At 71.9% G+C, this 24,010-nt stretch carries 25 protein-coding genes; 18 read left to right on the top strand and 7 right to left on the bottom strand.

All coding sequences use genetic code 11. The features are described 5' to 3' along the window. Positions 1–7 precede the first annotated feature (7 nt). The 3 genes from uraH to C4T42_RS11100 all read left to right on the top strand — a co-directional run bounded on the left by uraH (position 8) and on the right by C4T42_RS11100 (position 2,193). A complete protein-coding gene (gene uraH / locus C4T42_RS11110) occupies positions 8–361 on the top strand; it encodes a hydroxyisourate hydrolase (RefSeq protein ID WP_020094447.1) in 354 nt (117 codons plus the stop codon). A gap of 5 nt (positions 362–366) precedes the next feature. Next, positions 367–879: a 2-oxo-4-hydroxy-4-carboxy-5-ureidoimidazoline decarboxylase gene (gene uraD / locus C4T42_RS11105; RefSeq protein ID WP_020094446.1), complete on the top strand. Its 513-nt coding sequence runs from the start codon at positions 367–369 to the stop codon at positions 877–879. A gap of 93 nt (positions 880–972) precedes the next feature. After that, positions 973–2,193 carry an FAD-dependent oxidoreductase gene (locus tag C4T42_RS11100; protein ID WP_020094445.1) on the top strand — a complete coding sequence of 407 codons (1,221 nt, stop codon included), beginning with the start codon at positions 973–975 and terminating at the stop codon, positions 2,191–2,193. Here C4T42_RS11100 and C4T42_RS11095 read toward each other — a convergent pair. Together C4T42_RS11095 and C4T42_RS11090 are read right to left on the bottom strand one after the other, a co-directional pair. Continuing rightward, on the bottom strand, positions 2,190–2,618 hold the full coding sequence (locus tag C4T42_RS11095; RefSeq protein WP_020094444.1) for a hypothetical protein: 429 nt from the start codon (positions 2,616–2,618) through the stop codon (positions 2,190–2,192). The two genes, C4T42_RS11100 and C4T42_RS11095, sit on opposite strands and share 4 nt — an antisense overlap. A gap of 123 nt (positions 2,619–2,741) precedes the next feature. After that, on the bottom strand, positions 2,742–3,398 hold the full coding sequence (locus C4T42_RS11090; RefSeq protein ID WP_020094443.1) for a TetR/AcrR family transcriptional regulator: 657 nt from the start codon (positions 3,396–3,398) through the stop codon (positions 2,742–2,744). A 134-nt stretch (positions 3,399–3,532) separates the two neighbouring features. On the opposite strand from C4T42_RS11090, the gene C4T42_RS11085 reads away from it, so the two are divergent. From C4T42_RS11085 to C4T42_RS11045, 9 genes are all read left to right on the top strand, one after another. Next, a complete protein-coding gene (locus C4T42_RS11085) occupies positions 3,533–4,417 on the top strand; it encodes a xanthine dehydrogenase family protein subunit M (protein ID WP_020094442.1) in 885 nt (294 codons plus the stop codon). Then, on the top strand, positions 4,407–4,946 hold the full coding sequence (locus C4T42_RS11080) for a (2Fe-2S)-binding protein (RefSeq protein WP_020094441.1): 540 nt from the start codon (positions 4,407–4,409) through the stop codon (positions 4,944–4,946). Before C4T42_RS11085 ends, C4T42_RS11080 begins: the two co-directional genes overlap by 11 nt. After that, positions 4,943–7,327, top strand: a complete 2,385-nt coding sequence (locus C4T42_RS11075; RefSeq protein WP_020094440.1) for a xanthine dehydrogenase family protein molybdopterin-binding subunit — start codon at positions 4,943–4,945, stop codon at positions 7,325–7,327. The genes C4T42_RS11080 and C4T42_RS11075 overlap by 4 nt, the downstream gene beginning before the upstream one ends. Positions 7,328–7,533: 206 nt before the next feature. After that, positions 7,534–8,781 (top strand): ABC transporter substrate-binding protein, encoded by a 1,248-nt coding sequence (locus C4T42_RS11070; protein ID WP_020094439.1) that lies wholly within the window; start codon positions 7,534–7,536, stop codon positions 8,779–8,781. Positions 8,782–8,815: 34 nt separating this feature from the next. Continuing rightward, positions 8,816–9,715 carry a branched-chain amino acid ABC transporter permease gene (locus C4T42_RS11065; RefSeq protein ID WP_103985100.1) on the top strand — a complete coding sequence of 300 codons (900 nt, stop codon included), beginning with the start codon at positions 8,816–8,818 and terminating at the stop codon, positions 9,713–9,715. Next, the gene (locus tag C4T42_RS11060; RefSeq protein WP_103985099.1) at positions 9,712–10,752 is read left to right on the top strand and encodes a branched-chain amino acid ABC transporter permease; all 1,041 of its coding nucleotides are present in this window, start codon (positions 9,712–9,714) and stop codon (positions 10,750–10,752) included. Before C4T42_RS11065 ends, C4T42_RS11060 begins: the two co-directional genes overlap by 4 nt. Further along, complete coding sequence (locus C4T42_RS11055) at positions 10,746–11,564, top strand: ABC transporter ATP-binding protein (RefSeq protein ID WP_100251663.1); 819 nt, start codon at positions 10,746–10,748, stop codon at positions 11,562–11,564. The genes C4T42_RS11060 and C4T42_RS11055 overlap by 7 nt, the downstream gene beginning before the upstream one ends. Beyond that, positions 11,561–12,313, top strand: a complete 753-nt coding sequence (locus tag C4T42_RS11050) for an ABC transporter ATP-binding protein (RefSeq protein ID WP_100251662.1) — start codon at positions 11,561–11,563, stop codon at positions 12,311–12,313. The genes C4T42_RS11055 and C4T42_RS11050 overlap by 4 nt, the downstream gene beginning before the upstream one ends. 47 nt (positions 12,314–12,360) lie before the next feature. After that, complete coding sequence (locus C4T42_RS11045; protein ID WP_100251661.1) at positions 12,361–12,837, top strand: carbon monoxide dehydrogenase subunit G; 477 nt, start codon at positions 12,361–12,363, stop codon at positions 12,835–12,837. Positions 12,838–12,913: 76 nt separating this feature from the next. Here the strand turns inward: C4T42_RS11045 and C4T42_RS11040 are convergent, their stop codons facing one another. The 3 genes from C4T42_RS11040 to C4T42_RS11030 form a co-directional block, all read right to left on the bottom strand. Then, the gene (locus C4T42_RS11040) at positions 12,914–14,053 is read right to left on the bottom strand and encodes a hypothetical protein (protein ID WP_244534888.1); all 1,140 of its coding nucleotides are present in this window, start codon (positions 14,051–14,053) and stop codon (positions 12,914–12,916) included. Positions 14,054–14,377: 324 nt separating this feature from the next. Then, entirely contained in the window at positions 14,378–15,724 is a 1,347-nt protein-coding gene (locus C4T42_RS11035; RefSeq protein WP_103985098.1) for an MFS transporter, read from the bottom strand. Positions 15,725–15,923: 199 nt separating this feature from the next. Further along, on the bottom strand, positions 15,924–16,373 hold the full coding sequence (locus C4T42_RS11030; protein ID WP_020094431.1) for a helix-turn-helix domain-containing protein: 450 nt from the start codon (positions 16,371–16,373) through the stop codon (positions 15,924–15,926). Between the two features lie 101 nt (positions 16,374–16,474). Here C4T42_RS11030 and C4T42_RS11025 point away from each other — a divergent pair, with 101 nt between their 5' ends. The 6 genes from C4T42_RS11025 to C4T42_RS11000 all read left to right on the top strand — a co-directional run bounded on the left by C4T42_RS11025 (position 16,475) and on the right by C4T42_RS11000 (position 23,405). Beyond that, a complete protein-coding gene (locus tag C4T42_RS11025) occupies positions 16,475–17,245 on the top strand; it encodes an SDR family oxidoreductase (protein ID WP_020094430.1) in 771 nt (256 codons plus the stop codon). 83 nt (positions 17,246–17,328) lie between these two features. After that, a complete protein-coding gene (locus C4T42_RS11020; RefSeq protein WP_020094429.1) occupies positions 17,329–17,562 on the top strand; it encodes a tautomerase family protein in 234 nt (77 codons plus the stop codon). Positions 17,563–17,714: 152 nt separating this feature from the next. Continuing rightward, the gene (soxC, locus tag C4T42_RS11015; RefSeq protein ID WP_103985097.1) at positions 17,715–18,959 is read left to right on the top strand and encodes a sulfite dehydrogenase; all 1,245 of its coding nucleotides are present in this window, start codon (positions 17,715–17,717) and stop codon (positions 18,957–18,959) included. Continuing rightward, positions 18,946–19,488, top strand: coding sequence for a cytochrome c (locus tag C4T42_RS11010; RefSeq protein WP_244603196.1), 543 nt, complete (start codon positions 18,946–18,948; stop codon positions 19,486–19,488). Before soxC ends, C4T42_RS11010 begins: the two co-directional genes overlap by 14 nt. Positions 19,489–20,036: 548 nt before the next feature. Next, on the top strand, positions 20,037–22,154 hold the full coding sequence (locus C4T42_RS11005; protein WP_020094426.1) for a TonB-dependent siderophore receptor: 2,118 nt from the start codon (positions 20,037–20,039) through the stop codon (positions 22,152–22,154). A gap of 186 nt (positions 22,155–22,340) precedes the next feature. After that, positions 22,341–23,405 (top strand): HoxN/HupN/NixA family nickel/cobalt transporter, encoded by a 1,065-nt coding sequence (locus C4T42_RS11000; RefSeq protein ID WP_103985095.1) that lies wholly within the window; start codon positions 22,341–22,343, stop codon positions 23,403–23,405. 88 nt (positions 23,406–23,493) lie between these two features. On the opposite strand, the gene C4T42_RS10995 is transcribed toward C4T42_RS11000, so the two are convergent. Together C4T42_RS10995 and C4T42_RS10990 are read right to left on the bottom strand one after the other, a co-directional pair. Continuing rightward, complete coding sequence (locus tag C4T42_RS10995) at positions 23,494–23,730, bottom strand: hypothetical protein (protein WP_103985147.1); 237 nt, start codon at positions 23,728–23,730, stop codon at positions 23,494–23,496. Continuing rightward, positions 23,727–24,010, bottom strand: a 284-nt coding sequence (locus tag C4T42_RS10990) for an integrase core domain-containing protein (protein WP_146073995.1), incomplete at its 5' end; no start/stop codon positions are given. The genes C4T42_RS10995 and C4T42_RS10990, both read right to left, overlap by 4 nt.

Genomic DNA, 24,010 nt, shown 5'->3' with positions numbered 1-24,010 from the left:
ACCCGGCATGGCGGGCATCACCACACACGTCCTCGACACCGATCGCGGCCGCCCCGTCGCGGGGGTCCGGATCGACTTCTCCGTCCTCGAGAACGGCCAGTGGCGGCTCGTGAAGAGCGTCGTCACCAACGCCGACGGCCGGACCGACGCGCCGATCCTCCCGGCCGACAAGGCCGAGACCGGCCAGTATCAGCTGGAATTCTTCGTCGACCCGTATTTCCAGGGCCGGGCCGGCACGGCGGAGGCCGACATCTTCATCGACAACCCGGTCGTGCGGTTCACCGTCTTCGACGCCAAGCAGCATTACCACGTGCCGATGCTGTGCGCCCCGTCGAGCTTCACCACCTATCGCGGAAGCTGAGCGGCATGATCGACCTCGACCGCCTCAACGCCCTCGAGCGCGACGCCTTCGTCGCGTATCTCGGCGGCGTCTTCGAGCACGCGCCCTGGGTCGCCCGAGCCGCCCACGGCGCGGCGCCCTTCGCCGACCTCGACGCTCTCCACGGGGCGATGATGGCGGCCGTGCGCGCGGCGCCGCCGGACGTGCGCCTGGCCTTCCTCAACGGCCATCCCGAACTCGCCGGCCCGGAAGCCCGGGCCCGGGCGATGACCGCCGATTCCGCGCAGGAGCAGGGCAGCGCCGGCCTCGACCGGCTGACGGAGGCGGACGCCGCGGCCTTCGACCGGCTGAACGCCGCCTACCGGCACCGGTTCGGCTTCCCGTTCATCGTCGCCGTGCGCGGCCGGGACCTGCGCGAGATCCGCGCGCTGTTCGAGGAGCGCCTCGCGCGCGCGGTCGCGGACGAGGAGGCGACGGCCCTGGAGGAGATCGGCGCGATCACCCGGATGCGGCTCGACCGGCTGGTGCGGCCGGTCTAGCGCGGCGCCCCGCGGCGATTTCGATCTTGGCCGGCCGGTCGGGCGCGTCCATGCTGGGCGCGGTCGGGACCGCCGTCCCGGTTCGAGGGCTGCATGAAGCGACTGGACGTGGCCGTCATCGGCGGCTCGATCGCCGGACTGACCACGGCGTGCCTGCTCGCGCGGAGCGGCCACGCCGTCACGGTGTTCGAGCGGTCGGCGGCCGCGCTCACGGGCCGCGGGGCGGGGATCGTCACGCATCCCGGCCTCCGGGCGGTGCTGGCGCGCTGCGGTGCTCCGGCCGGGGCGGGCGATCTCGGCGTCACCGTCGAGGGCCGCCGGGTCCTCGACCGGGACGGGACCGTGATCGCGGAACGGAGCCTGCCGCAGGTGCTGGCGAGTTGGGGACGGCTCTACGGCCTGCTCCTGGACGCCGCGCCCCCGGACAGCGTCCGCTACGGCGCGGCGCTCGCCGCGGTCGAGCCCGACGGCGCGCGCGTCGTCGCCTTCTTCGAGGACGGTCGCCGGATCTCCGCGGATCTCCTCGTCGGCGCCGACGGGCAGTTCTCGACGGTGCGGTCCCGGTTCCTGAGCGGTGTCGCGCCGCGCTACGCCGGCTACGTGGCGTGGCGCGCCGTCGTCGACGCGGCAGCCCTCGCGCCGGCGACCCGGGAGGCGATCGGCGGCCATTTCGCGTTCTGCCTGCCTCCGGGCGAGCAGATCCTCGGCTATCCCGTGCCCGGGCGCGCGGACGAGGCCGCCGGGCTGTGCTTCAACGCGGTCTGGTACAGGCCGACCGAGGAGGCCGCGCTCGCCGCGCTGCTGACCGATACCGGCGGCGTCCGCCACGCCCTCTCCATCCCGCCGGGCCGCATCAAGGCCGCGGTGCTGGAGTCGATGCGCGCCGACGCGGCGCGGATCCTCGCGCCGCCCTTCGCCGAGGTCATGCTGCGCGCCGAGCAGCCGTTCCTGCAGGCGATCCTGGACATCGAGACGCCGACCATGATCCCGGCGCGCGGCGTCGCGCTGATCGGCGACGCCGCCTTCGTGGCCCGGCCGCATGTCGGGATGGGCGCGACCAAGGCCATGGAGGACGCCGCCGCCCTCGCGGACGCCCTGGACGCGGCCGGCGCCGACGTGGACGCCGCGCTCACGGCCTTCGAGGCGCGCCGACGCGCCTACGGCGCGGCCGTCGTGGCGCGGGGACGCGATCTCGGCGCGTACCTGCAGGCGCAGCAGCGCGGCGCGGCCGAGCGGGCGGCGGCGGAGCGGTTCCGCAGCCCCGAGGCGGTGATGGCCGGGACGGCGGTCCCGCCCGATGTCCCCCGCGCTTAGGCCGCGCGGCGGGTCGCCTCCGCGCGCACGGCGGCCGGGAGCGCGAGGGGCGGGTTCGCGCTGTCCAGGAACTCGACGGTGGTGAAGATCAGCTCCGTGTCGCCGATATTGGCGAGGTCGTGGGTCATCGACTCGCCCGGCCCGAACGACAGGTGCTGGATGTCGCCCGCGCGGTAATCGACCTCCGCGACCCGCCCGTCGCCGTAATGCGAGCGGGCCCGCCCCGCCGTCACCGCGGTCCAGAAATAGTCGAGCACGTGCGTGTGGAAGCCGATCCGCGCGCCGGGCGCCAGGACGATGGTCCAGACCCGGGAGCGGTCATCCTCCGAGAGCAGCCGGGTGCCGACGCAGCCGTTGTCCCGCGCCGCCGCGTATTCCTGTGCCAAGTGGGGCGGCAGCGCCGCCGGTTCCGTTCCCTGGGTCATGGCGTTCCTCCGGCCCGCGAGGCTAACGCAGTTCCCGCGAAAGTCATCGCCGCGGCGGCCCGCTTCGGTGACGCGGGCGGGCTGGACCGGCGCCTCCCGTGATCCGGGGATCCCGGGATGGCCCTACAGCGCGTCGGACGACCGCGCCGCCGACACCACCCGGCGGTGGGTGGCGAGCAGCCCCGGAAGCGCGGCGTCGAGCATGGCGGCCCGGACCGCGTCGCGGTCCGCCGTGCCGTCCATGCCGTAGACCCGCGAGCGCAGGCCGACGTAGACCAGCGCGCCGTGGATGCCGAACAGGAGCTCGAACTCGTCCGCGGCGAGCGGCTGCACCTCAGGGTCCGGCAGGTTCGACTCGGCGCGCATCCCGGCGAGCAGCGGCGCGAAGATGCGCGCGCGGACCATGCCGAGGTAGCGGCTCGGCAGATCGAACCCCTTGAGGCCCGCCGAGACGAAGATCCGCAGCCACGCGTAGTCGTCGATCCGGCGCTGGTAGTCGATCTCGAAGCGCCGGAAGCGCTCGAGGACGGGGAGCGCGGTGTCGCGCACCGTCGCCTCCCAGCCGGGATCCCAGCGCCTGAGATAGACCTCCTCGTAGATGCGCTCGATCAGCGCCGCCTTGGTCGGGAAGTAGCGGAACAGCAGCGGCTGCGTGATGCCCAGCCGGCGGGCGAGCTCCCGGGTGTGCCCGTCGAGGCCGACCTCGGCGAAGTAGGCGACCGCGCCCTCGACGATCTGGCGCTCGCGGGCCTCCGGCGTCAGCCGCCGGCCGGTCGGCACGCGACCGTCACTGTCCGCCGGCCTGCTTGACGCCATCTCGGTTTCGCCTTCTATTGAGCGAACGATCAATAAGGGCCTCCAGCCTGTCCCATCGGCGCGGTCATGGGCAAGCCCATCGGGAGGAGGACCAGGGCTTGAAGGCGCCCGACTTCGCCTACGCGCGTCCGGCCTCGCTCGACGCGGCGCTGGCCCTGCTCGCCGAGCACGGGGAGGACGCCGTTCCTCTGGCGGGGGGCCAGAGCCTCGTCACGGCCCTCAACATGCGGCTCTCGGCGCCCGGCCTGCTGGTCGACCTCAACGCGATCCCCGAACTCACCGGCGTCTCGGAGGCCGGCGGCGAGGCCGGCGGCATTGTGCGGATCGGCGCCATGACGCGCCACCGCGACGTCGGGACCGCGGCGCTCGTGCGCGAGCGCCTGCCGCTGCTCGCCGCCGCCCTGCCGCACATCGCCCATCCGGCGATCCGCAACCGCGGCACGATCGGCGGCTCGGTGGCGCTGGCCGACCCGGCCACCGAGTGGCCCGCCTGCTGCCTCGCCGCGGGCGCCTCGATCGTGGTGCGCGGGCCCGGGGCCGAGCGGCGCGTCCCGGCGGACGATTTCTTCCAGGGCCTCTACACGACGGCCCTGGAGCCCGGCGAGATCGTCACGGCGATCGAGTTCCCGGTGCCGGGGGCCGACGCGGTCTGGGGCTTCGAGGAGTTGTCGCGCCGCCACGGCGACTACGCCCTCGTCGGCCTCGCGGCGACCGGGCGGCGGTCCGCGGGCGGCCTGTCGGACCTGCGCCTCGCCTTCTTCGGCGTGGCCGACCGGCCGGTGCTCGCCCGCGACGCCGCGGCGGCCCTGGAGGCCGGCGATCTCGCGGGCGCCCAGGCGGCGCTCGCCGGTGAGCTCGACCCGCCGGACGACCCGACGACCAAGGCCGCGACGCGGCTCCACCTCGCCCGCGTGATCCTCGGCCGCGTGGCGGCGAGGATGCGCGGCGGCAGCGCGCAGGAGGACGGTCCCGATGGCGTCTGAGAACCCCGACCGCGCGCACGCGGTCGCCTTCACGCTGAACGGCGAGGCCGTGCGGGCGCATGTCCCCGCCCGGATGCATCTCGGCGACCTGCTGCGCCAGTCCTTCGGCCTCACCGGCGTGCATCTCGGCTGCGAGCACGGCGTGTGCGGCGCCTGCACGATCCTGGTCGACGGCCGGGCGGTGCGGTCCTGCCTGATGCTCGGCGTCCAGGCCGACGGCGCCACCGTCGAGACCGTGGAGGGCCTGACCGAGAGCGGGCGCATCCGCGACCTGCAGGACGCCTTCCACGCCCGCAACGCCCTGCAATGCGGCTACTGTACCCCCGGCATGCTGGTGACGGCCGCCGAGCTTCTGGACGACGCGGACGCGGCCACCTCGCGCGAGGCGATCCGCGCGGCGATCGCGGGCAATTACTGCCGCTGCACCGGCTACCACGCCATCGTCGACGCCATCGCGTCGACCGCCGAGGCGCGCGGGCAAGGCCGCCGGGATGCCGGCAGGGATGCCGGCCTGGAGGCCGCCGAATGAGCGCGGATCCGGGCGGCCTCACCTTCCTCGACCGGCCGAACAGCTATATCGGCCGCTCCGTCCCGCGGCCGAACGCGCGGCGCCTGCTCGAGGGACGGGGCGTCTACGTGGACGACGTGGCCGTCGCCCGCCTCGGCCACGTCGCCTTCCTGCGCAGCCCCCACGCTCACGCCCGCATCGTCGCCCTGGACACCGCGGACGCGAAGGCGATGCCCGGCGTGATCGCCGTGGTGACGGGGCCCGAACTGGCGGCCGTGTGCACGCCGTGGGTCGGCGTGCTCGGCCACTTCAAGGGCCTGCGCTCGGCGCCCCAGCACGCCCTGGCCCTCGACCGGGTGACCTGGGTCGGCGAGCCGTTCTGCGCGGTCGTCGCGCACGGCCGGGCCGAGGCCGAGGACGCGCTCGCGGCGATCACGGTCGAGTTCGACCCGCTCCCCGCCGTCGTCGACATGGAGACGGCGCTCGATCCCGCGACGCCCGCGATCCACGCCGAGCTCGGCGACAACCTCGCCTTCGAGCGCGTCCTCAACGTCGGCGACGTCGACGCGGCCTTCCGCGACGCGGCTCTGGTGGTCGAGGAGACCTTCCAGTTCGGCCGGCACACGGGCGTGTGCCTGGAGCCGCGGGCGATCCTGGCCGACTGGGCGGCGGCGGACGGGATGCTCACCGTCCACCACTCCTTCCAGGCGCCGCACATGATGCAGGACATCCTGTGCAAGCACCTCGCCCTCCCCGAGGGGGCGGTGCGGGTGATCTGCAAGGATGTCGGCGGGTCCTTCGGGATCAAGGTCCACATCTACCCCGACGAGATGGCGACCTGCGCGCTGGCGCTGATGCTCAAGCGCCCGGTCAAGTTCGTCGCCGACCGGCTGGAGAGCTTCCAGAGCGACATCCATGCCCGCGACCACCGGGTCACCGCCCGGATGGCCTTCTCGGCCGAGGGCGACATCCTCGCCCTCGACATGGACGACCTCACGGGCATCGGGCCCTACTCGGTCTACCCGCGCACCAGCGCGGTCGAGGCCAACCAGGTCGTCAACCTGACCGGCGGCCCCTACCGGCACCAGCACTACCGGGCCCGCGCCCGCGTCGTGCTCCAGAACAAGGCGCCGACCTGCCAGTACCGGGCGGTGGGCCACCCGATCGCCACGATGGTCGCCGAGGGGCTCGTCGATCTCGGCGCCGCCCGGCTCGGCCTCGACCCCCTGGCCGTGCGCGAGCGCAACGTCATCCCGGACGACGCCTATCCCTGCGCGGGCGTCTCGGGGATCAAGCTGGAGAAGCTGTCCCACCAGGCGGCGCTCGCCAAGCTCAAGGCGATGATGGATTACGACGGTCTCAGGGCCGAGCAGGCGGACCTGCGCCGGCGGGGGATCCACCGGGGCATCGGGCTCGCGGCCTTCATCGAGATCACCAACCCGTCGGCGGCCTTCTACGGGGTCGGCGGCGCGCGCATCTCCTCCCAGGACGGCTGCACGATCCGGCTCGATCCGCAGGGCGGCGTCGTCGCGTCGGTCAGCGTCACCGAGCAGGGCCAGGGCACCGAGGGCATCATCGCGCAGATCGTGGCCACCGCCACGGGCGTGCCGATGGACAAGGTCCGGGTGATCTCCGGCGACACGCAGGCGACGCCCTACGGCGGCGGGACCTGGGCCTCGCGCGGGGCCGGCATCGGCGGCGAGGCCGCGTGGCAGGCCGGCAAGGCGCTGCGCGGCAACGTCCTGGTGGTGGCGGGCGCGATCCTGCAGGCCGATCCGGAAAGCCTCGACGTCCGCGACGGCGCCGTGGTGGACGCAGGCACCGGGACCGAGCGCATGCCGCTCGCGGAGCTCGGCCGCATCGTCTACTTCCGCCCCGACACGCTGCCGCCGGGGGTGCAGCCCGAATTCGTGGCGACCCGGCACTACGTGCCCAAGGACTACCCCTTCGCCTTCACCAACGGCGTGCAGGCCTCCTACGTCGAGGTCGACACCGAGACGGGCTTCGTGCGGCTGCTCAAGCACTGGTGCGTCGAGGATTGCGGCACCGTGCTCAACCCGCTCCTGGTCGACGAGCAGATCCGCGGCGGCATCGTCCAGGGGATCGGCGGGGCCCTGTTCGAGCACTGCCTCTACGACGGCGAGGGCCAGCTGCTGAACGGGTCGATGGCCGACTACCTCGTGCCGATGGCCGGCGAGATGCCCGATATCGCGGTCGCCCACGTGGTCTCGGCCACCGCGTCGTCCGAGATCGGCGCCAAGGGCGCGGGCGAGGCCGGCACCGCCGGCGCGCCGGCCGCGGTCGTCAACGCCATCAACGACGCGCTCGCGCCGCTGAACGCCCGTGTCGCGCGCCAGCCGGTGACGCCCGAGGTCGTGCTGGAGGCGCTGGGACTGATCTGAAACCGGCTGCGGGCTTCCCCGTCTTTGCGAGCGCAGCGAAGCAACCCAGGGCAGCGGGACGCTGCCGAACGTGGCGGATCCCTGGATCGCTTCGCTGCGCTCGCGAGGACGGATGACCCTTTCGGGTCAGGACACATCGACCATCACGGGGCACGGTCCGCCGAAGAGACCGGTCCCGATCAGGAAACGCCGACGGAGGGACGGGAATGGGAACGGGCTTCGACAGGCGCCGGCTGCTCCAGGGCAGCGCCGCCGCATCCGCGCTGGCGCTCGCCGCCCCGGCGCTCCTGCGCTCCGCGATCGCGCAAGGCGGTTCGACCGGAGGCCCGATCCGGATCGGCTTCCCGGTGCCGCTCACCGGCGCTTTCGGGGCCGAGGCGAACGACCAGGTCCGCGCCGCCCAGCTCGCCGTCAAGACGTTCAACGAGGCCGGCGGCTTCCAGGGCCGCACGGCCGAGCTCCTCGTGCGCGACGACAAGCTCAACCCCGGCGAGGCGGCGACCCGGACCCTCGAATTGATCGAGAAGGACAAGGTCAACTTCCTGGTCGGCGGCCTCTCGGCGGCCGTGACCCTGTCGATCAACAACGTCGCCCGCGAGCGCGGCGTGATCTACAACTCGATCAGCCAGTCCGACGCGATCAACGAGGCCAAGGATTTCGGCCGCACGACCTTCCACGAGGCCCTGAACCCGCACATGACCGCGGGCGCGGTCGGCCGCTACGTCTTCCCGAAATCGGGCAAGCGCGTCGCCTTCCTCAGCGCGGACTACGCGTACGGCCACGAGATGATGCGCGGGTTCAAGCGCGCCGGCGAGGCCTCGGGCATCGAGGTCGTGGCCGACATCCGCCACCCGATCGGCGCCTCCGACTACTCGGCCTTCCTGCCCCGGATCGCCGCGCTCAAGCCCGACGTGCTCTGCCTGTGCAATTTCGGCCGGGACCAGGTCGTCTCGATCCAGCAGGCGACCGAGTTCGGCCTGAAGCGCACCACCAAGCTCGTCGCGCCGGTCCTGCTCTTCACCGCCCGCAAGGCCGGCGGCGACGCCTTCGACGGCGTGATCGGCGGCACCTCCTACTACTGGCGCCTGGAGGACAGCGTGCCCTCCGCCAAGGCGTTCAACGACCGGTTCCGCGCCGCCTACAACGGCGCCGTCCCGTCGGATTACGGGGCGCTGGGCTATGCCGGCATCCGCTCGGTGCTGGAGGGCGTGAAGGCCGCCGGATCGGTCGAGACCGACAAGGTCGTGGCCGCCATGGAGGCTCTGAAGGCCGACTTCTACAAGGGTCCGCAGAGCTTCCGGAAATGCGACCACCAGTCGGTGCAGTCGGTCCTGATCGTCGAGGCGAAGTCGAAGGACATGAAGACGCCGGACGACGTCTTCACGATCCTCGGCACGGAGGGGCCCGACGAGCGCTTCCTGCGCGGCTGCGACGAACTCGGGCACAAGGCGTGAGGCGCCCCATGCGAACCCGCGGGAGGGCGCGGCCTTGAGCGCCATCACGATCGGCGGTTTCCCCCTCGATCTCCTCGCCCTCCAGCTCGTGACCGGCATCGCGCTGGGGGCGATCTACGTGCTCGTCGGCATCGGCCTGTCGCTGATCTTCGGGCTGATGAACGTCGTCAACTTCGCCCACGGCGCGTTCTTCATGGTCGGCGCCTATGTCGGCGTCTTCCTGTACGGCTACACCGGCAGCTTCTGGCTGAGTCTCGTCGCGGCGCCGCTGGCGATGGGGCTCCTCGGGCTCGCCGTGGAGCGCGTGCTCGTGCGCCCCCTCTACGGGCGCGGCATCGACGACCCGCTGCTCCTCACCTTCGGCCTGTCGTACGTGATGGTCGAGAGCGTGCGCATCGCCTTCGGGCTGACCGGCCTGCCCTTCGGGGCGCCGCCCGAGCTGCGCGGCGCGGTCGACATCGGCATCGGCTACTTCCCCCTCTACCGCCTGTTCCTGATCGGATTCGCGCTGGCGGTGGTGGGCGTCCTGTGGCTGTTCATCGAGCGCACGCCCTTCGGCCTCGTGATCCGGGCCGGCGCCCGCGACCCGCAGATCGTGCAGGTGCTCGGCATCGAGATCACCAAGGTCTGGCTCGCGGTCTTCGCCCTGGGCTGCGCGCTCGCCGGGCTCGCCGGCATCCTCGCCGCGCCGCTGCAGGGCGTCACGCCCGAGATGGGGATCCCGGTGCTCGCCGAGGCCTTCGTGGTCACGGTGGTGGGCGGCATGGGCTCGCTGGCCGGGGCCGTGCTCGCCGGGCTGGTCGTCGGGATCGTGGTGGCGATGACGTCGCTCGTCGCCCCCGACATGACCAAGATGGCGATCTTCGCCCTCATGGCCCTGGTGCTGCTCGTGCGGCCCCGGGGCCTCCTCGGCCGGGCCGGGGCCCTCGGATGAGCGCCCGCGCCCCCTCCCCCGCCGTCACGAAGGGAGGCGCCCTTCCGGCTACCTTGCCGGCGGCCCGGCCGGGCTCCGGCCGGGCCGGGCGCCGGGTGGCGTGGTGCGGCCGGCACCGCGTCGCCCTGACGCTCGCCTTCCTCCTCGTGTTCCCCTGGATCGCGCCCTACCAGGCCCTCGCCGTGAACATCCTGGTGCTCGGGCTCTACGCCCTCGGGTTCAACCTGCTGTTCGGCTATACCGGGCTCCTGTCCTTCGGCCACGCTGCCTTCCTGGGCGGCGGCGCGTACGGCTGCGGCATCGCCATCGTCCATTACGGGCTGCACCCGGCCCTGGCGCTCGTCGCCGGCACGCTGCTCGCGACACTCATCGCCGCCGTCATGGGCGTGCTGGCGATCCGCACCCGCGGCATCTACTTCGCGATGACGACCCTGGCGCTGTCGATGTGCGTCTACTACGCCTTCTACCAAGCGGAGGCCTTCACCGGCGGCGAGAACGGCCTGCGCGGCATCAACGTGCCGGCGCTCGCCCTGCCGGGCTTCAGCCTCAATCTCCTCGACCCGGTGGTGAAGTACTACGCCGCGCTGGCGGTGGTCGGCGTCGCGGTCTGGCTGTTCTCGCGCCTCCTGTCGTCGCCCTTCGGGGCCGCCCTCGAGGCGATCCGCGAGAACGAGGGCCGGGCGCAGGCCTGCGGCTACGACGTGCGCCGCATGAAGCTCGCGGCCTTCGTGATCTCCGGGGCCCTGTGCGGCCTCGCGGGCGGTCTCCAGGCGATCCACCTCTCGATCGTGCCGATCGAGACGATGCACTATTCGACCTCCGGCCAGGCCGTGATGATGGCGCTGCTCGGCGGCATGGGGACCTTCTTCGGGCCCTTCGTCGGCGCCGCGACCTTCGCGCTCCTTCAGGACGGGCTCGCCACCGTGACGAGCCACTGGCAGCTCTTCGTCGGCGCCGTCTTCATCGCCTTCGTGCTGTTCCTGCCGCTCGGCATCTGGGGCGAGGCGCTGGCGCGCCTGAGGAGGGCCGGATGGTGAGCGCCGCCCCGGTCGTCGCCGCGCCCGCCACGGCGCCCGTGGCGGCGCCGCCGATCCTCGCCACGGAGGGCCTCGGCAAGCGGTTCGGGCATTTCCGCGCCCTGTCGGACGTGACCGTCGCGTTCCCGGAGGGCGGCATCACCGCGATCATCGGACCGAACGGGGCGGGCAAGTCGACCTTCTTCAACCTGATCTCGGGCGCCTTCCCGCCGAGCGAGGGCCGCGTGCTGTTCCGCGGGCGCGACATCACCGGCGCGGCCCCGCACGCCTTCGCCCGGATGGGCATCGCCAAGTCGTTCCAGATCACCAACGTCTTCCCGCACCTCACGGTGCGCGAGAACGTGCGGGTGGCCGCCCAGGCTCGGCGGGTCCGCTTCGCGTTCTTCCGGGACCGCGCGGCCTATCCCGAGCTGGCGGAGCGGGCCGAGGAACTCCTCGGCGAGGTCGGGCTCGGCGCCCGGATGGACCGCCTCGCGCGCGAACTCGCCCACGGCGAGCAGCGCGCCCTAGAGATCGCGGTGGCGCTGGCCGCCGAGCCGAGCCTCCTCCTCCTCGACGAGCCGACCGCCGGGATGAGCCCCGAGGAGACGCGCGAGATGATGGACCTCGTGCAGCGCCTCGCCGAGACCCGGACGCTGATCCTCGTCGAGCACAAGATGAAGCTCGTCATGGGCCTGTGCCGGCGCCTCGTCGTCCTCCACCAGGGCCAGCTCCTGGCCGAGGGCAGCCCCGACGACATCCGGGCGCATCCGGAGGTGCGCCGCGTCTACCTGGGCAACACGGCGGGCAAGATCACGGGCACGACCGCATGAGCGCCGCCGTCACGCAGCCGCTCCTGGCGGTCGAGGACCTGCGGGCGTGGTACGGCCACTCCCACATCCTGCAGGGCCTCTCGCTGGAGGTGCGCCCCGGCGAGATCGTCACGCTGGTCGGCCGCAACGGCGCCGGCAAGACCACCACGCTGAAGGCGATCATGGGCCTCGTGGCGAAGCGCGAGGGGCGCGTGACCTTCGCGGGCGCCGACATCCTCCACCGGCCGCCCCACGAGCGCTTCCACCAGGGCCTCGCCTACGTGCCGGAGGAGCGGCGCATCGTGCCGGGGCTGACCGTGGAGGAGAACCTGCGCCTCGGCATCCTGGCCGCCAGGGGGGCAGGACGGGGGGCGCGCGCGACGCGCCGCGACGAGGCGCGGCGGATCGAGGTCATCGCCGAGACCTTCCCGCGGCTGAAGCAGCGCCTGAAGCAGGAGGCGGTCACGATGTCGGGCGGCGAGCAGCAGATGCTCGCCATCGCCCGGGCGCTCATGGCCGAGCCCGTGATGGTGCTCCTCGACGAGCCCTCGGAGGGGATCATGCCGATCCTGGTCGAGGAGATGTTCGCGCAGTTCGTCGCGATGAAGCGGGCCGGCACCACGATCCTGCTCGTGGAGCAGAACGTCGAGCTCGCCCTCGACGTGTCCGACCGCGTCTACATCGTCGACGGCGGCGCCGTCGTCTACCACGCCCCCGCGGCCGCGCTGCGGGACGATCCCGAGATCCAGGCGCGCTACTGCGCGGTCTGAGCGCCCGCACCGGCCGGTGGGCGGCGCAGTGTCAAGAGGAGACCAGGATGGACATCACTGGCGCGTATCGGATCCCGGTCGCGCGGGAGGCCGTCTGGGCGGCGCTGAACGATCCGGAGGTGCTGGCCCGCTGCATCCCCGGCTGCAAGGAGCTGGTGCAGGCCTCCCCGGAGGAGATGACGGCCAAGGTCGCCCTCAAGGTCGGGCCGGTCTCGGCGACCTTCGCGGGCACGGTCCGCCTGGAGGACATGCGCCCTCCCGAGGGCTACAGCCTCGTCGGCCAGGGCAACGGCGGCATGGCGGGCTTCGCCAAGGGCCGCGCCGCCGTCAGCCTCGCGGCGGAGGGCGGCGAGACGCTCCTGACCTACACCGCCAAGGCCGAGGTCGGCGGCAAGATCGCGACGCTGGGCGGCCGGCTCATGCAGGCGACCGCGCGCAAGCTCGCCGACGAGTTCTTCGGCAAGTTCGCCGCCGAACTCGGGGCGACCGGCGACCCGGCCGCGCCCAGGGCGGCCGAGGCCTAGGAAAGCCGCGCCTCGACCGCGTCTCGACCGTGCCGGCCGGGACAGTCGTGCTCCGGTCCGGCGCGTCGGAGCCCGGTCATCGCTGCGACCCGATCTGCAGGACATTGAAGCCGCGCTGCAGGGAGGTCCCGAGGAACTCTCCGAACGGGGTGTTCGCACCCGCGGCACGATCGACGCGGAGGACGGCGGCACAGCCGCGCTGTGGGCTCTCGACCGAGCGGCCGTCGACGGAGGCCGCAGGGGCCATGCCGGCTCGCCAACGCGCCTTCAGCGCGGAGACGGCCCTGTCGGCCGTCCGGCAATCGGGATAGGCGAGGGATACGAGCAGGGCCGGACCGTTCTTCCCTTGATAGTCCGCCACGATACCGCCGGCATAAGCCGGGACGCCGTCCCGTCCGCGCTCGCGCTGACCCTCGATCGCCTTCCTCTGCGCGGCCAGATCGGTCGTCGCCGACAGGAGGGCGGCAGGATCGTCGGGGGTGATCCCCATCAGCGGCGTCACGACGGCCGCTTGAAGGATCGCGCCCGGGTCGCGCTCATCCGCGGCGGCCAGACCCGTCAGCGCTGTGGCGACCGCCTCGTGATCCGCCGCGCTCCGGCCGCCCCCGACGCGTGTCTCCAGATCTGCGGCCGCGGACGCCTGCGCGATGACGCGATCGATCGCCAGGATCGCGCTGGTCTCGCCCATCGGGCCGGACCAGGGATCGGTCGGCTGCCGGGCCCTGAGATTCAGGGCGCGGGGCTCCCCGTTGGCGAGAATGCGCGGCGCGGTCGGGACCGGCCGGAAGTTCCTGTCCTTCAGTTTGGCGACCAGGGTGTCGGCTGCCGCCTTCGTCGCCAGACCCCAGTGAGTGACGCGCGCCGGAGGCTGGCCGAAGGCCGCGAAATACGAGATGTCCTCGAACGGGATGCCGGCCTTCTCGGTCCATGTCTGCGCGCCGCCGTAGCTGAGGGCGTTCAGCGGGCGGATGCTCTGCGCGAAGGCCATGCGCCGCAGGCCGGCGTCGCTCAGCGCGCCGCCGGCGGCCCGGGACAGCGCCTGGACGTCCATGAAGACGATCGGCATCGGGTCAGGCGTCGCCAGGACGGAATCCGGCACCGCGCGGAGAGCCGCCTCCAGAGTGCTGGCCGCCCGCGCCGCCGGCGCGATCATCAGGACTGAGAAGGACACGACGACGAGGCGGGATGAGACTGAGCGCCAGAGAGGTCGTGTCACGTCGAATCCCATGCTCCAGGTCCCTCGGGAGCGCCGATGCCCGTCTGCCGGTCATGGCGATGACCGCGTCGAGCAAGAAGAGATCTCCGCAGTGCTCACCCGATCATTGCTGGACAGGCTCTCTTCTGTCTCCCTCAGTCGATTTTAGCTGAGCCGCTCTCGGCTTCCACTAGTGAGGGTGACCTATTGACCGCGCCGCCCGGATTGCCGCCGATCGGACGCCCGGCACCGTCGAGACGAGCGCCGACCGATGGGGGCGTCGGCTCTGTGAGAGCCGCAATGTGACTTCGGCCTCCGCGTGTCGCCCCCCGCGCGCCGATCCTCTCACGCGAGCGATTCTCCGGTCCGATCGCGCATCGTGAGGACTGCGGCGAGCGAGATGGCCGACAGCACGGCGACGTAGAGGCCCGGCCCCGTGGGCCAGGCCAGGTGGTGGACGATCCACGTCGCGGCCATCGGGGCGGTGCCCCCGACCAGCGCCATCGAGGCGTTGAAGCTGATTGCCAGGGCCGTGCAGCGCGAGCGGTGCTGGAACATCTCGACGAACGCCGTCGGCACGACGGCGGCGTTGCCGGCGATCAGGATCGCGAACGCGACCTGGCTCAGGACGATCAGAAGCGTGTCGCCGGTGGTCAGCAGCATGAAGAGCGGCCATGACAGGATTGTCAGGCCCGCCCCGGTCAGAACCAGAACACACTTGCGCCCGAAGCGGTCGGACAGGGCTCCGGCGATCGGGATGCACACGGCTTGAACCACCATGGCGAGGGAGTTGATGAGAAACGCCGTGTGTTGCGGGAGGCCCGACACGGTGTGCATGAACGTCACGAGGTAGACGAACACCACGTAGAAGCCGCACGCCAGGCCGAGATTCATCGCGAAGGCGCGCAGCATGGCGGAGCCGTCGATCTCGACGGCCGTGCGCAGCGGTGAGCGCTGGTCCGTCGGTGTCCGATCTTCGCGAAACACGGTCTCGACGTGATCGTCGTCGATATGGCGACGCAGGGCGAAGATGAAGATGCCGAGCACGATCCCGAAGAGGAACGGCAGGCGCCAGCCCCACTGGTGCACGTCCTCCGGCGTGAGCAGGCCGGTGACGAGCGTCCCGGCAATGGAGCCGAGCAGGATGCCTCCGGCGGCCCCGATGCAGGCGAGGCTGCCGGTCAGACCGCGGCGCGCCGGTGCTGCGGTCTCGGACAGGAAGATGGCCGAGGAGGTGTACTCGCCGCCGACGGAGAGACCCTGGCCGAGCCGCAGCACCACGAGCAGGACGGGCGCGAGGAGTCCGGCCGACGCGTAGGTGGGCAGGCAGCCCATCAGGAAGGTCGAGACCGCCATGAGGCCCGCCGACAGCAGCAGGGCTGTCTTCCGGCCGTAGCGGTCGCCGATGTGGCCGAACACGATGCCGCCGATCGGGCGCATGAAGAAGGCGGCGGCGAACACCGCGAAGGCCGAGAGCAGCGACGTCGTGGGGCTGTCGGACGGGAAGAAGTTCCGGCCGATGACGGCACTGAAATACCCGTAGGTGGCGAAATCGTACCATTCGAGCGTGTTGCCGATGGCGCCCGCGACCACGGAGCGACGCCGCGCCGCGCCGGGGACCTTCGGGCCGTCGGCGATCGCGTCGGAACTGATCGGGAGCGGCGGCTCACCGTACGGAGGGGTGGATTGCATGATGCGCCCGCCTTGCCGCCGAATTCAGTCTAGACGCTAGACTGAAACGCCAAGTTTGGCGAGACCATTGGAGAAGGACGACATCGCTCTTCCGCTCGACAGTTAATAGGCGCGGGGCCGCCCCGCGCGGGCGAGCCCGCCAGGGCCGCACGCCCCTCCGTCCTCCGCGGCCAGACCGCGATCGGGAAGCCCTCCGTCCTCACGGTGCCTCGGCGTCGGCGGGAAGATCCGGAGCTTCGGCCGCCGCGGCGAACGCCCGCCGGGCCCGCTCGATCTCGGCGTGGTGCGTCTCGGCCCAGATCCACACGCCGCAGAACGCGGCGCCCAGGCTCCGGCCCAGCGGCGTCAGCGTGTAGTCCACGCGCGGCGGGATCACCGGATGCACCGTCCGCCGGACGAGACCGTCCCGCTCCATCTGGCGGACGGTCTGCGTCAGCATCTTCTGGCTGATCCGGCCCACGGCCCGGCCGAGCTGCGTGAACCGGAGGGTGCCGTGCTCCTCCAGGGCCTCGAGGATCAGCATGGTCCACTTGTCGGCCACTTGGCCGATGATGTCGTTCACCAGGGCCTCGATCGCCGGATCGACGTCCTGCGGGGGTGGCCCGCGCCGCTTCGCCTCGATCGCGGGATCCGGGGCAGCCCTGCGCATTCGACACTCTCCTTTCGGTGCGTACAAATCTTTTCGGTGCCTACTTCAGGGCGGAGAGTGTCAACCATACTCTCTGCGGCGACAACAACGGGGTCGCCATCATGAAAACCTCCGGCAACACGATCCTCATCACGGGCGGCGGGTCCGGGATCGGAGCCGCGCTCGCCCATCGCTTCCACGACCTCGGCAACACCGTCATCGTCGCCGGTCGCCGCGTGGAGGCGCTGGAACGGGTCACGGCCGGCCGCCCGGGCCTGCACGCGATGCCCCTCGACATCGCGGATGCCGGAGACATCGCGGCGTTCGCCCGGCGCGTCACGGTTGAGCACCCGGCCCTGAACGTGGTGATCAACAACGCCGGCATCATGCGCTTCGAGGCGCTGGATCAGGCGCGCGACCTCTCCGACGCGGAGGCGACGATCACCACCAACCTGCTCGGCCCGATCCGTCTGACGGATGCCTTCGTCGCGCATCTGGTCACACGGCCGGACGCGGCGCTGATCAACGTGTCGTCCGGGCTGGCCTTCGTGCCCCTGACGACCACACCGACCTACTCGGCGACGAAGGCGGCGATCCACAGCTACACGGTCTCGCTGCGCGAGGTCCTCAAGGGCCGGGTCGAGGTGATCGAGCTGGTGCCGCCGGCGGTCCAGACGGATCTCACGCCCGGCCAGGCCACCCGTGCGGGCTACCTACCGCTGGCCGACTTCATCGACGAGGTGATGGCCCTGTTCCAGCAGCGGCCGACGCCGGCCGAGATCCTGGTGCAGCGCGTCGCCTTCCAGCGCAACGCCGAGGCCGAGCACCGCTTCGACGCGGCCGTCGCGACCCTGAACGAGGCCGCTCACGCGGCCCGCGCGGCGCAGGAATGAGGTGCGCGCGGAGATCCGCGAGGAGATCCGCGTCGCCGCGCGGGCGCGACCCGTGTTTCATCAGTTCAGCCTGGAGACGATCGATGCCGTTCGCCAATTTCAAGATCCCGCAGGGCATGATGACCGGTCCGCAGAAGGCGGATCTGATCCACCGCACGACGGATCTGCTGGTCTCCTTCTTCGGGGAGGCCGCGCGCCCGCACACCATGGTCCTGGTCGACGAGGTCGTGGATGGCGGCTACGGGCGCGCGGACGAGGTCTTCGATCTCGAGGCCCTGCGACGCCTGCGGGCGCACCACGAGACGGGTTCGCGCTGACGGCCTCCACATCGTGACGGCGGCCCTGCTCGTCGCGCATGTCCGTCCCCGGACCGCGCGCCGGGCGCCGTTCCGACGGGACTAGGAGGGAGCGCCGTTGCGTGAGACTCTGGGCCTGCCCCGGCGGGCGGGGCGAGGCGGAGTGCCATGCGATGAGCCAGGACGACGAATCGCCGCCGGCGCGGCGCCGCTTCCTCGCACAAGGCGCGGCGGCGGCCGCGGCCGTCCTCGCGGGCGGGCCGGCCCGATCGGACGAGGCGGCGCCTCCGGCCGTTCCCGAATGGATGAAGGTCCCGGGCGCCGATGTCGGCAGCCAGACTTACGGCCGGCCCTCGCGCTTCGAGGAGGGCGTCATCCGCAACGTCCCGAAGGGTCTGAAGCAGTACATCTCGGCGTCGAGCCGCACGCCGCTGCAGGATCTCGACGGCATCCTGACGCCCAACGGCCTGTTCTACGAGCGCCACCACGGCGGCATCCCGGACATCGATCCCGCCCAGCACCGGCTGATGATCCACGGACTCGTCGAGACGCCGCTCATCCTGACGATGGACGACATCCGCCGCTTCCCGTCGGAGTCGCACATCTACTTCCTCGAATGCTCGGGCAACCCGGGCTTCGAGGCGATCAAGGGCAAGACGGCGTCGGACCTCGTCGGCCTCGTCAGCTGCGCCGAATGGACCGGCGTGCGCCTCGCGACGGTCCTGGCGGAGGCCGGGCTCAAGCCAGACGCGCGGTGGGTCGTGGCCGAGGGCGCGGACGCCGCCGCGCTGACCCGCAGTATCCCGATCGCGAAGTGCCTCGACGACGCCCTGCTGGTCTACAGCCAGAACGGCGAGCGGCTGCGCCCCCAGCAGGGCTACCCGCTCCGGGTGCTGCTGCCCGGCTACGAGGGCAACATGAGCGTGAAGTGGCTGCGCCGGCTCAACGTCACGGCGGAGCCGGCCTTTTCCCGCGAGGAGACGTCGAAGTACACCGACCTGATGCCGGACGGCACGGCGCGGCAATTCACCTTCGTCATGGAGGCCAAGTCGATCATCACGCGGCCCTCGGGCACGCAGCGGATCGCCCCCGGTTTTCACGAGATCACCGGCCTCGCCTGGAGCGGGCGCGGGCGGATCCGCGTCGTGCAGGTCTCGACGGACGGTGGCGGGAGCTGGCGCGACGCCGCCCTGCAGGAGCCGGTGCTCAACCGGGCGCTGACGCGGTTCCGCCTGCCCTGGCGCTGGGACGGGACGCCGACGACCATCGCGAGCCGGGCGATCGACGAGACCGGCTACGTGCAGCCGGGCTTCGAGGCGCTGACGGCGGTGCGCGGCCTCAAATCCTTCTACCACAACAACGCGGTCGTGCCCTGGCGCATCGCCGCGGATGGCGAGGTGGCCAATGGCTATGCGTGAAGCCCGCGCCGCCGCGGGGATCGCCCTGGTGCTCGCCGGCGCCGGGCCGGTACGGGCGACGGAGCGCCTCGGGATCGGGCGTCCGGCCACGGAGGCCGAGATCGCCGCCTGGAACATCGACGTCGACCGGGACGGCCGGAAGCTGCCGCCCGGACAGGGCAGCGTCGCCCACGGCCGAGAGGTCTTCGAGACCCAATGCGCCTCGTGTCACGGCAGCCGGGGCGAGGGCGGGACCGGCGAGCGGCTGGCCGGCGGCCAGGGCACGCTCGCCTCGGCGAAACCGCTCAAGACCGTCGGCAGCTTCTGGCCCTACGCGCCGACCCTGTTCGACTACATCCGGCGGGCGATGCCGATGAACGCCCCGCAATCGCTCAGCGCCGACGACGTCTACGCGGTCTCGGGCTACGTCCTGTACCTGAACGGGCTCGTCCCGGAGAGCGCCGTGCTCGATGCCGCCACCCTGGCCGCCGTCCGCATGCCGAACCGCGACGGGTTCGTGCCGGATCCCAGGCCGGATGTGAGACCCTGACGGGAGCGGCGTACCCGATCAGGCCGCCCCGGCCCCGCTCGCCGCCGTGGCGCCACGGTGCTGTGGCCGTTCCGCCACTGTCGTCGCAACATTATTACATTCGGTTGCCGGGGCGTTGACCCGGGCGGTCGCCGCGGCAAGTATTTTCCTGCCAAGGTTATCCGGGCACGGTCCGGAGCCGGGGTGGTAATCCGGTGCGCGCTGCGCGGTGCGTCCGGATCTGCCCCGCACCTGTCGACTGGGCGCGCCCGTTCCCCGCGGCCGCCGGTGCCGCGCACCGGGACGGTCCGGCGGCGGCGATGACGCGCGTCACGGGAGGCGGCCTTCGGCGCGACGACGTTCCTCGGGCGCGGTGCCCCAGCGGAGCGCGCGGTGCCGCCCGTCCGGGCGTGACGCCGCCCGCCTCCGCGTGGCCGCGCGCCGGCAGCAGCGAGTGTGTGGTGGCGAGTTCTGGACGATTGTCGTTCCGCGAGAGTCCCAGGCCGCGCCGGGGATGCGCCCGCCCTGCCGGGGCGCGGCGCGGCAGCCCGCGCCTGGCCCTGGCGGCCATGCTGTCCGCCGGCGTGCCGGTCGGGGAGGTCCGCGCGCAGGAGAGCGTGACCCTGGAGGAACTGTCGGTCGAGCATGTCGGCGAGGGCGCCGCCCGGACGACGGCGTCCGGGCGCGGCAGCATCGGCCTGATCGGTCCGACACCGGGCTACGGCGCCGGCGCGGCGGTCAGCGCGACGCGCACGGCCACACCGCAGATCGACGTGCCCGTGGCCGTGTCGGTGGCGCCGCGCGAGACGATCACCGATATCGCCGCCACCCGCGTCGACCAGGTCTTCGACTACCTGCCCGGCGTCGCCCGCCAGAACAATTTCGGCGGCCTGTCGATCTTCAGCTACGCCATCCGCGGCGTGACCACCTCCGAGATCTACAAGAACGGCTTCCCCCTCAATCGCGGGACGCCGCCGCCGCCCGACGCCCAGAACATCGAGCGCATCGAGGTGCTCAAGGGGCCGGGAGCGGCCCTGTTCGGGCGCAGCGACCCCGGCGGGCTGGTCAACCTGATCACCAAGCAGCCGACCGCCGAGCGGTTCGTCGAGTTCGGCAACCAGGTCGACTCGTTCGGCCTGACCCGGGGCACGATCGATGCCGGCGGTGCGCTGAGCGCGGACGGCACGGTGCTCTACCGCTTCAACCTCGCCGCCCAGGGTGCGGGCAGCTTCCGCGACTTCGTCGACAGCGACCGGCTCCTCGTCGCGCCGGTGGTGAGCTGGCAGGTCACCCCGGACACGCGGATCACGGTCGAGACCGAGTTCGTGAAGAACCGGATCGTCTTCGACCGGGGCGTCATCGCGCTGAACCGGCAACTCGGGTTCCTGCCCGTCTCCCGCTTCCTCGGCGAGCCCGGGCAGAGCACCTATCAGAACAACAACACGCTGCAGGTCCGCGTCGACCACCGGTTCGACGAGAACTGGCAGCTTCGCTTGGCGACCTACTTCAACACGGGCGATCTCGCGGGCGAGTCGGCGGAGATCCGCGCCATCGCTGCCGACAACCGCACGGTCTCGCGCGACCGCAACGTGCGCGACTACCGCTGGGACGTGGCCGTCGGGCAGGCCGACCTCGTCGGGCGCTTCGATACCGCCGGCATCGGCCACACGCTACTGCTCGGCATGGACCGGGAGAGCACCGACAGCCGCACGCAGTACTTCCGCTCGAACTTCCGCACGAGCCCGTTCGCCCTGGACATCTACGCCCCGGTCTACGGGCAGGCGCTGCCGCCGATCACCATCCCGCGCAACAACCTGGAGCGGATCACCAACACCGGCCTCTACGCGCAGGACGAGATCGTCCTGAGCCCCGAATGGCGGGCGCTCGTCGGTGTGCGCCTCGACATCTTCGAGCAGAGCTTCCGCGAGCGCGCCGTCCGCAGTCAGGTCGACCAGTCGCGGGTCGCCGCGTCGCCCCGGGCGGGCCTCGTCTACCGGCCGATCCCGGAACTCGCCCTCTACACCAACGTCGGCACGAGCTTCCGGCCGAACATCGGCCCGGACGCCGCCGCCGTGACCCGCGGCACGGCCCTGCCGCCGGAGACCGGCCTCGGCTACGAAGTCGGCGCCAAGTCCGAGCTGTTCGGCGGCAGCCTGCTCCTCACCGCCGCCGCCTTCCGGGTGGAGCGGGAGAACGTGCTCACGCCCGATCCCGCCAATACCGGCTTCTCCCTCGCCGCCGGGGCCGTCCGCAGCCAGGGGTTCGAGCTGACGGCCCAGGGGCAGATCACGCCCGAGCTGAAGCTCCTGGCCGGCTACGTCTACGCCGACGCCCGGGTGACCAAGGACAACGTGCTCCCGGTCGGAGCCCCGCTCATCAACGTGCCGCGCCATTCCGGCAGCCTCCTCGCGGTCTACGAGCCGGAGGGGGCGTGGCGCGGCTTCGGCATCGGCGGCGGCGTGCGGGGCGTGGGCGCGCGCGCCGGCGACGCGGCCGGCTCCGGCTTCACCCTGCCGGCCTACGTCGCGGTCGACGCGCTCGCCTACTACCGCTTCGACAACGCCCGGATCGCGCTCAACGTCGAGAACATCTTCGACACCGCGTACTACGAGAGTTCGCTGAACGTGTTCCGGGTCTATCCGGGCTCGCCCCGGCGGATCACGGGCTCGGTGACGGTGCGGTTCTGATGGCGGGCCCGCGGCCCCCGTCCAAGCAGCCGCCGGGGTCATCGCTCCGGCGAGAGGGCGCGCCTGCGGGACTCCGCAGGCCGACCGCTTCTGCGCTATGTCGGATTCCGTGCTGCACGGCAGCAGCGACGCGACAGGCCCGGGCAACGGGACCGAGGGGACGGTATTCGGGTGGGTAAGGCTTTGATGGAAGCGATCGTCCCGTCCGATGGCACGGCGCCCCGCGTCGTGCGGCGCCGCATCGTTCTGCTCTACCTCGTCCTGATCGCGGCCAACGTCGCCGCCTGGTCCTGGGCCTACAGCCTGTTCGCGGGGCAGCCGGCCCTGCTCTCGACCGCGCTGCTGGCCTACGTCTTCGGGCTGCGCCACGCGGTCGACCCCGACCACATCGCCGCCATCGACAACGTCACGCGCAAGCTGATGCAGGCGGGCCAGCGGCCGGTCTCGGTCGGCTTCTGGTTCGCCCTCGGCCATTCCACCGTCGTGGTGGTGGCCGCGGCCGCGGTGGCGCTGGCCGCCACCAGCCTGATCACGGCCTCGGAAGGCTACCGGGAACTCGGCGGCCTGATCGGCACAGGCGTCTCGGCCGCCTTCCTGATCCTCATCGGCCTCGTCAATCTCGTCGTCCTCGCGGGGGTCTGGCGCGCGTTCCGGCAGGTGCGGCGCACCGGCCGCTACGTCGAGGCCGACCTCGACATGCTGCTCGCCAACCAGGGCGTCCTCGCCCGGATCCTGCGGCCGCTGTTCCGCCTCGTGACGCGCTCCTGGCACATGTACCCGCTGGGCCTGCTCTTCGCGCTCGGCTTCGATACCGCCACGGAAGTGAGCCTGTTCGGGCTCTCGGCCGCCCAGGCGAGCCAGGGCATCAATCTCTGGACGATCCTGGTCTTCCCGGCGCTGTTCACCGCCGGCATGACGCTGGTCGACGCGACCGACGGCGTGCTGATGCTCGGCGCCTACAGCTGGGCCTATGTCCAGCCCATGCGCAAGCTGTTCTACAATCTCACCATCACCCTGGTGTCGGTGGTGGTCGCGCTGGTGGTCGGCACGCTGGAGGCGCTGAACCTCCTGGCGGACAAGCTCAACCTCCAGGGCTGGCTCTGGGAGCGGATCGCCGCGATCAACGACCATTTCGGCGTGCTCGGCTTCGCCATCGTCGGCCTCTTCGCGGCGGCTTGGCTCCTGTCGTTCCTCATCTACCGCCTCGGCCGGTTCGACCGGATCGACGTCAAGCCGGCCGACATCCCCTGACCGGCGTCGGCCGTGTCCACGCGGGACGTCCGGCGCCGGTGAGTTGGGCCGATGTCGGAGCGCGCCGGATGCGCGCGGCGGGCTGAACCTACCCGGCCGCCTCGCTGAGCCTCAGGCCGGTGAACGTCAGCGTCGCCGTGTAGATCGGCGCGCCGGCCGCATCCCGGACGACCACCGTGTAGGTTTGCCTGTCCCCGTCGCTCGGGATCTCCCATCGCGCGACGTCCGGGAGGGAGATCATCGCTTCTCTGCGCGCAGCGTCGAAATCGGCGCACTCGGTCCTGAATCGCCCCGGGTTTTCCGGAGGCCGTTTGGTTTGGCTCAGGCGGCCAAGGCTTGGACCTCGGCCTGGGCATAATAGCGTGCCTCCGCCTCGGCGGGAGGGATGTGGCCGATTGGTTCGAGCAGCCGACGGTGGTTGAACCAGTCCACCCATTCCAGCGTGGCGTACTCGACCGCCTCAAAGGACCGCCACGGCCCGCGTCGATGGATGACCTCCGCCTTGAACAGGCCGATCACCGTCTCGGCGAGAGCGTTATCGTACGAGTCGCCAACACTGCCGACGGAGGGTTCGACGCCCGCCTCGGCCAAGCGCTCGGTGTAGC

The organism is Methylobacterium sp. 190mf (assembly GCF_900107945.1).
Taxonomy (GTDB): Bacteria; Pseudomonadota; Alphaproteobacteria; order Rhizobiales; family Beijerinckiaceae; genus Methylobacterium.
This window is presented reverse-complemented; position numbering and strand designations above follow the sequence as displayed.

Excerpts from the sequence above, each read along its gene's own strand:
- uraH (WP_020094447.1), top strand. The coding sequence starts at position 8 with ATGGCGGGCATCACCACACACGTCCTCGACACCGATCGCGGCCGCCCC.
- uraD (WP_020094446.1), top strand. The coding sequence starts at position 367 with ATGATCGACCTCGACCGCCTCAACGCCCTCGAGCGCGACGCCTTCGTC.
- C4T42_RS11100 (WP_020094445.1), top strand. The coding sequence starts at position 973 with ATGAAGCGACTGGACGTGGCCGTCATCGGCGGCTCGATCGCCGGACTG.
- C4T42_RS11095 (WP_020094444.1), bottom strand. The coding sequence starts at position 2,618 with ATGACCCAGGGAACGGAACCGGCGGCGCTGCCGCCCCACTTGGCACAG.
- C4T42_RS11080 (WP_020094441.1), top strand. The coding sequence starts at position 4,407 with ATGGCGTCTGAGAACCCCGACCGCGCGCACGCGGTCGCCTTCACGCTG.
- C4T42_RS11075 (WP_020094440.1), top strand. The coding sequence starts at position 4,943 with ATGAGCGCGGATCCGGGCGGCCTCACCTTCCTCGACCGGCCGAACAGC.
- C4T42_RS11070 (WP_020094439.1), top strand. The coding sequence starts at position 7,534 with ATGGGAACGGGCTTCGACAGGCGCCGGCTGCTCCAGGGCAGCGCCGCC.
- C4T42_RS11060 (WP_103985099.1), top strand. The coding sequence starts at position 9,712 with ATGAGCGCCCGCGCCCCCTCCCCCGCCGTCACGAAGGGAGGCGCCCTT.
- C4T42_RS11055 (WP_100251663.1), top strand. The coding sequence starts at position 10,746 with ATGGTGAGCGCCGCCCCGGTCGTCGCCGCGCCCGCCACGGCGCCCGTG.
- C4T42_RS11050 (WP_100251662.1), top strand. The coding sequence starts at position 11,561 with ATGAGCGCCGCCGTCACGCAGCCGCTCCTGGCGGTCGAGGACCTGCGG.
- C4T42_RS11045 (WP_100251661.1), top strand. The coding sequence starts at position 12,361 with ATGGACATCACTGGCGCGTATCGGATCCCGGTCGCGCGGGAGGCCGTC.
- C4T42_RS11035 (WP_103985098.1), bottom strand. The coding sequence starts at position 15,724 with ATGCAATCCACCCCTCCGTACGGTGAGCCGCCGCTCCCGATCAGTTCC.
- C4T42_RS11030 (WP_020094431.1), bottom strand. The coding sequence starts at position 16,373 with ATGCGCAGGGCTGCCCCGGATCCCGCGATCGAGGCGAAGCGGCGCGGG.
- C4T42_RS11025 (WP_020094430.1), top strand. The coding sequence starts at position 16,475 with ATGAAAACCTCCGGCAACACGATCCTCATCACGGGCGGCGGGTCCGGG.
- C4T42_RS11020 (WP_020094429.1), top strand. The coding sequence starts at position 17,329 with ATGCCGTTCGCCAATTTCAAGATCCCGCAGGGCATGATGACCGGTCCG.
- soxC (WP_103985097.1), top strand. The coding sequence starts at position 17,715 with ATGAGCCAGGACGACGAATCGCCGCCGGCGCGGCGCCGCTTCCTCGCA.
- C4T42_RS11010 (WP_244603196.1), top strand. The coding sequence starts at position 18,946 with ATGGCTATGCGTGAAGCCCGCGCCGCCGCGGGGATCGCCCTGGTGCTC.
- C4T42_RS11005 (WP_020094426.1), top strand. The coding sequence starts at position 20,037 with ATGCTGTCCGCCGGCGTGCCGGTCGGGGAGGTCCGCGCGCAGGAGAGC.
- C4T42_RS11000 (WP_103985095.1), top strand. The coding sequence starts at position 22,341 with ATGGAAGCGATCGTCCCGTCCGATGGCACGGCGCCCCGCGTCGTGCGG.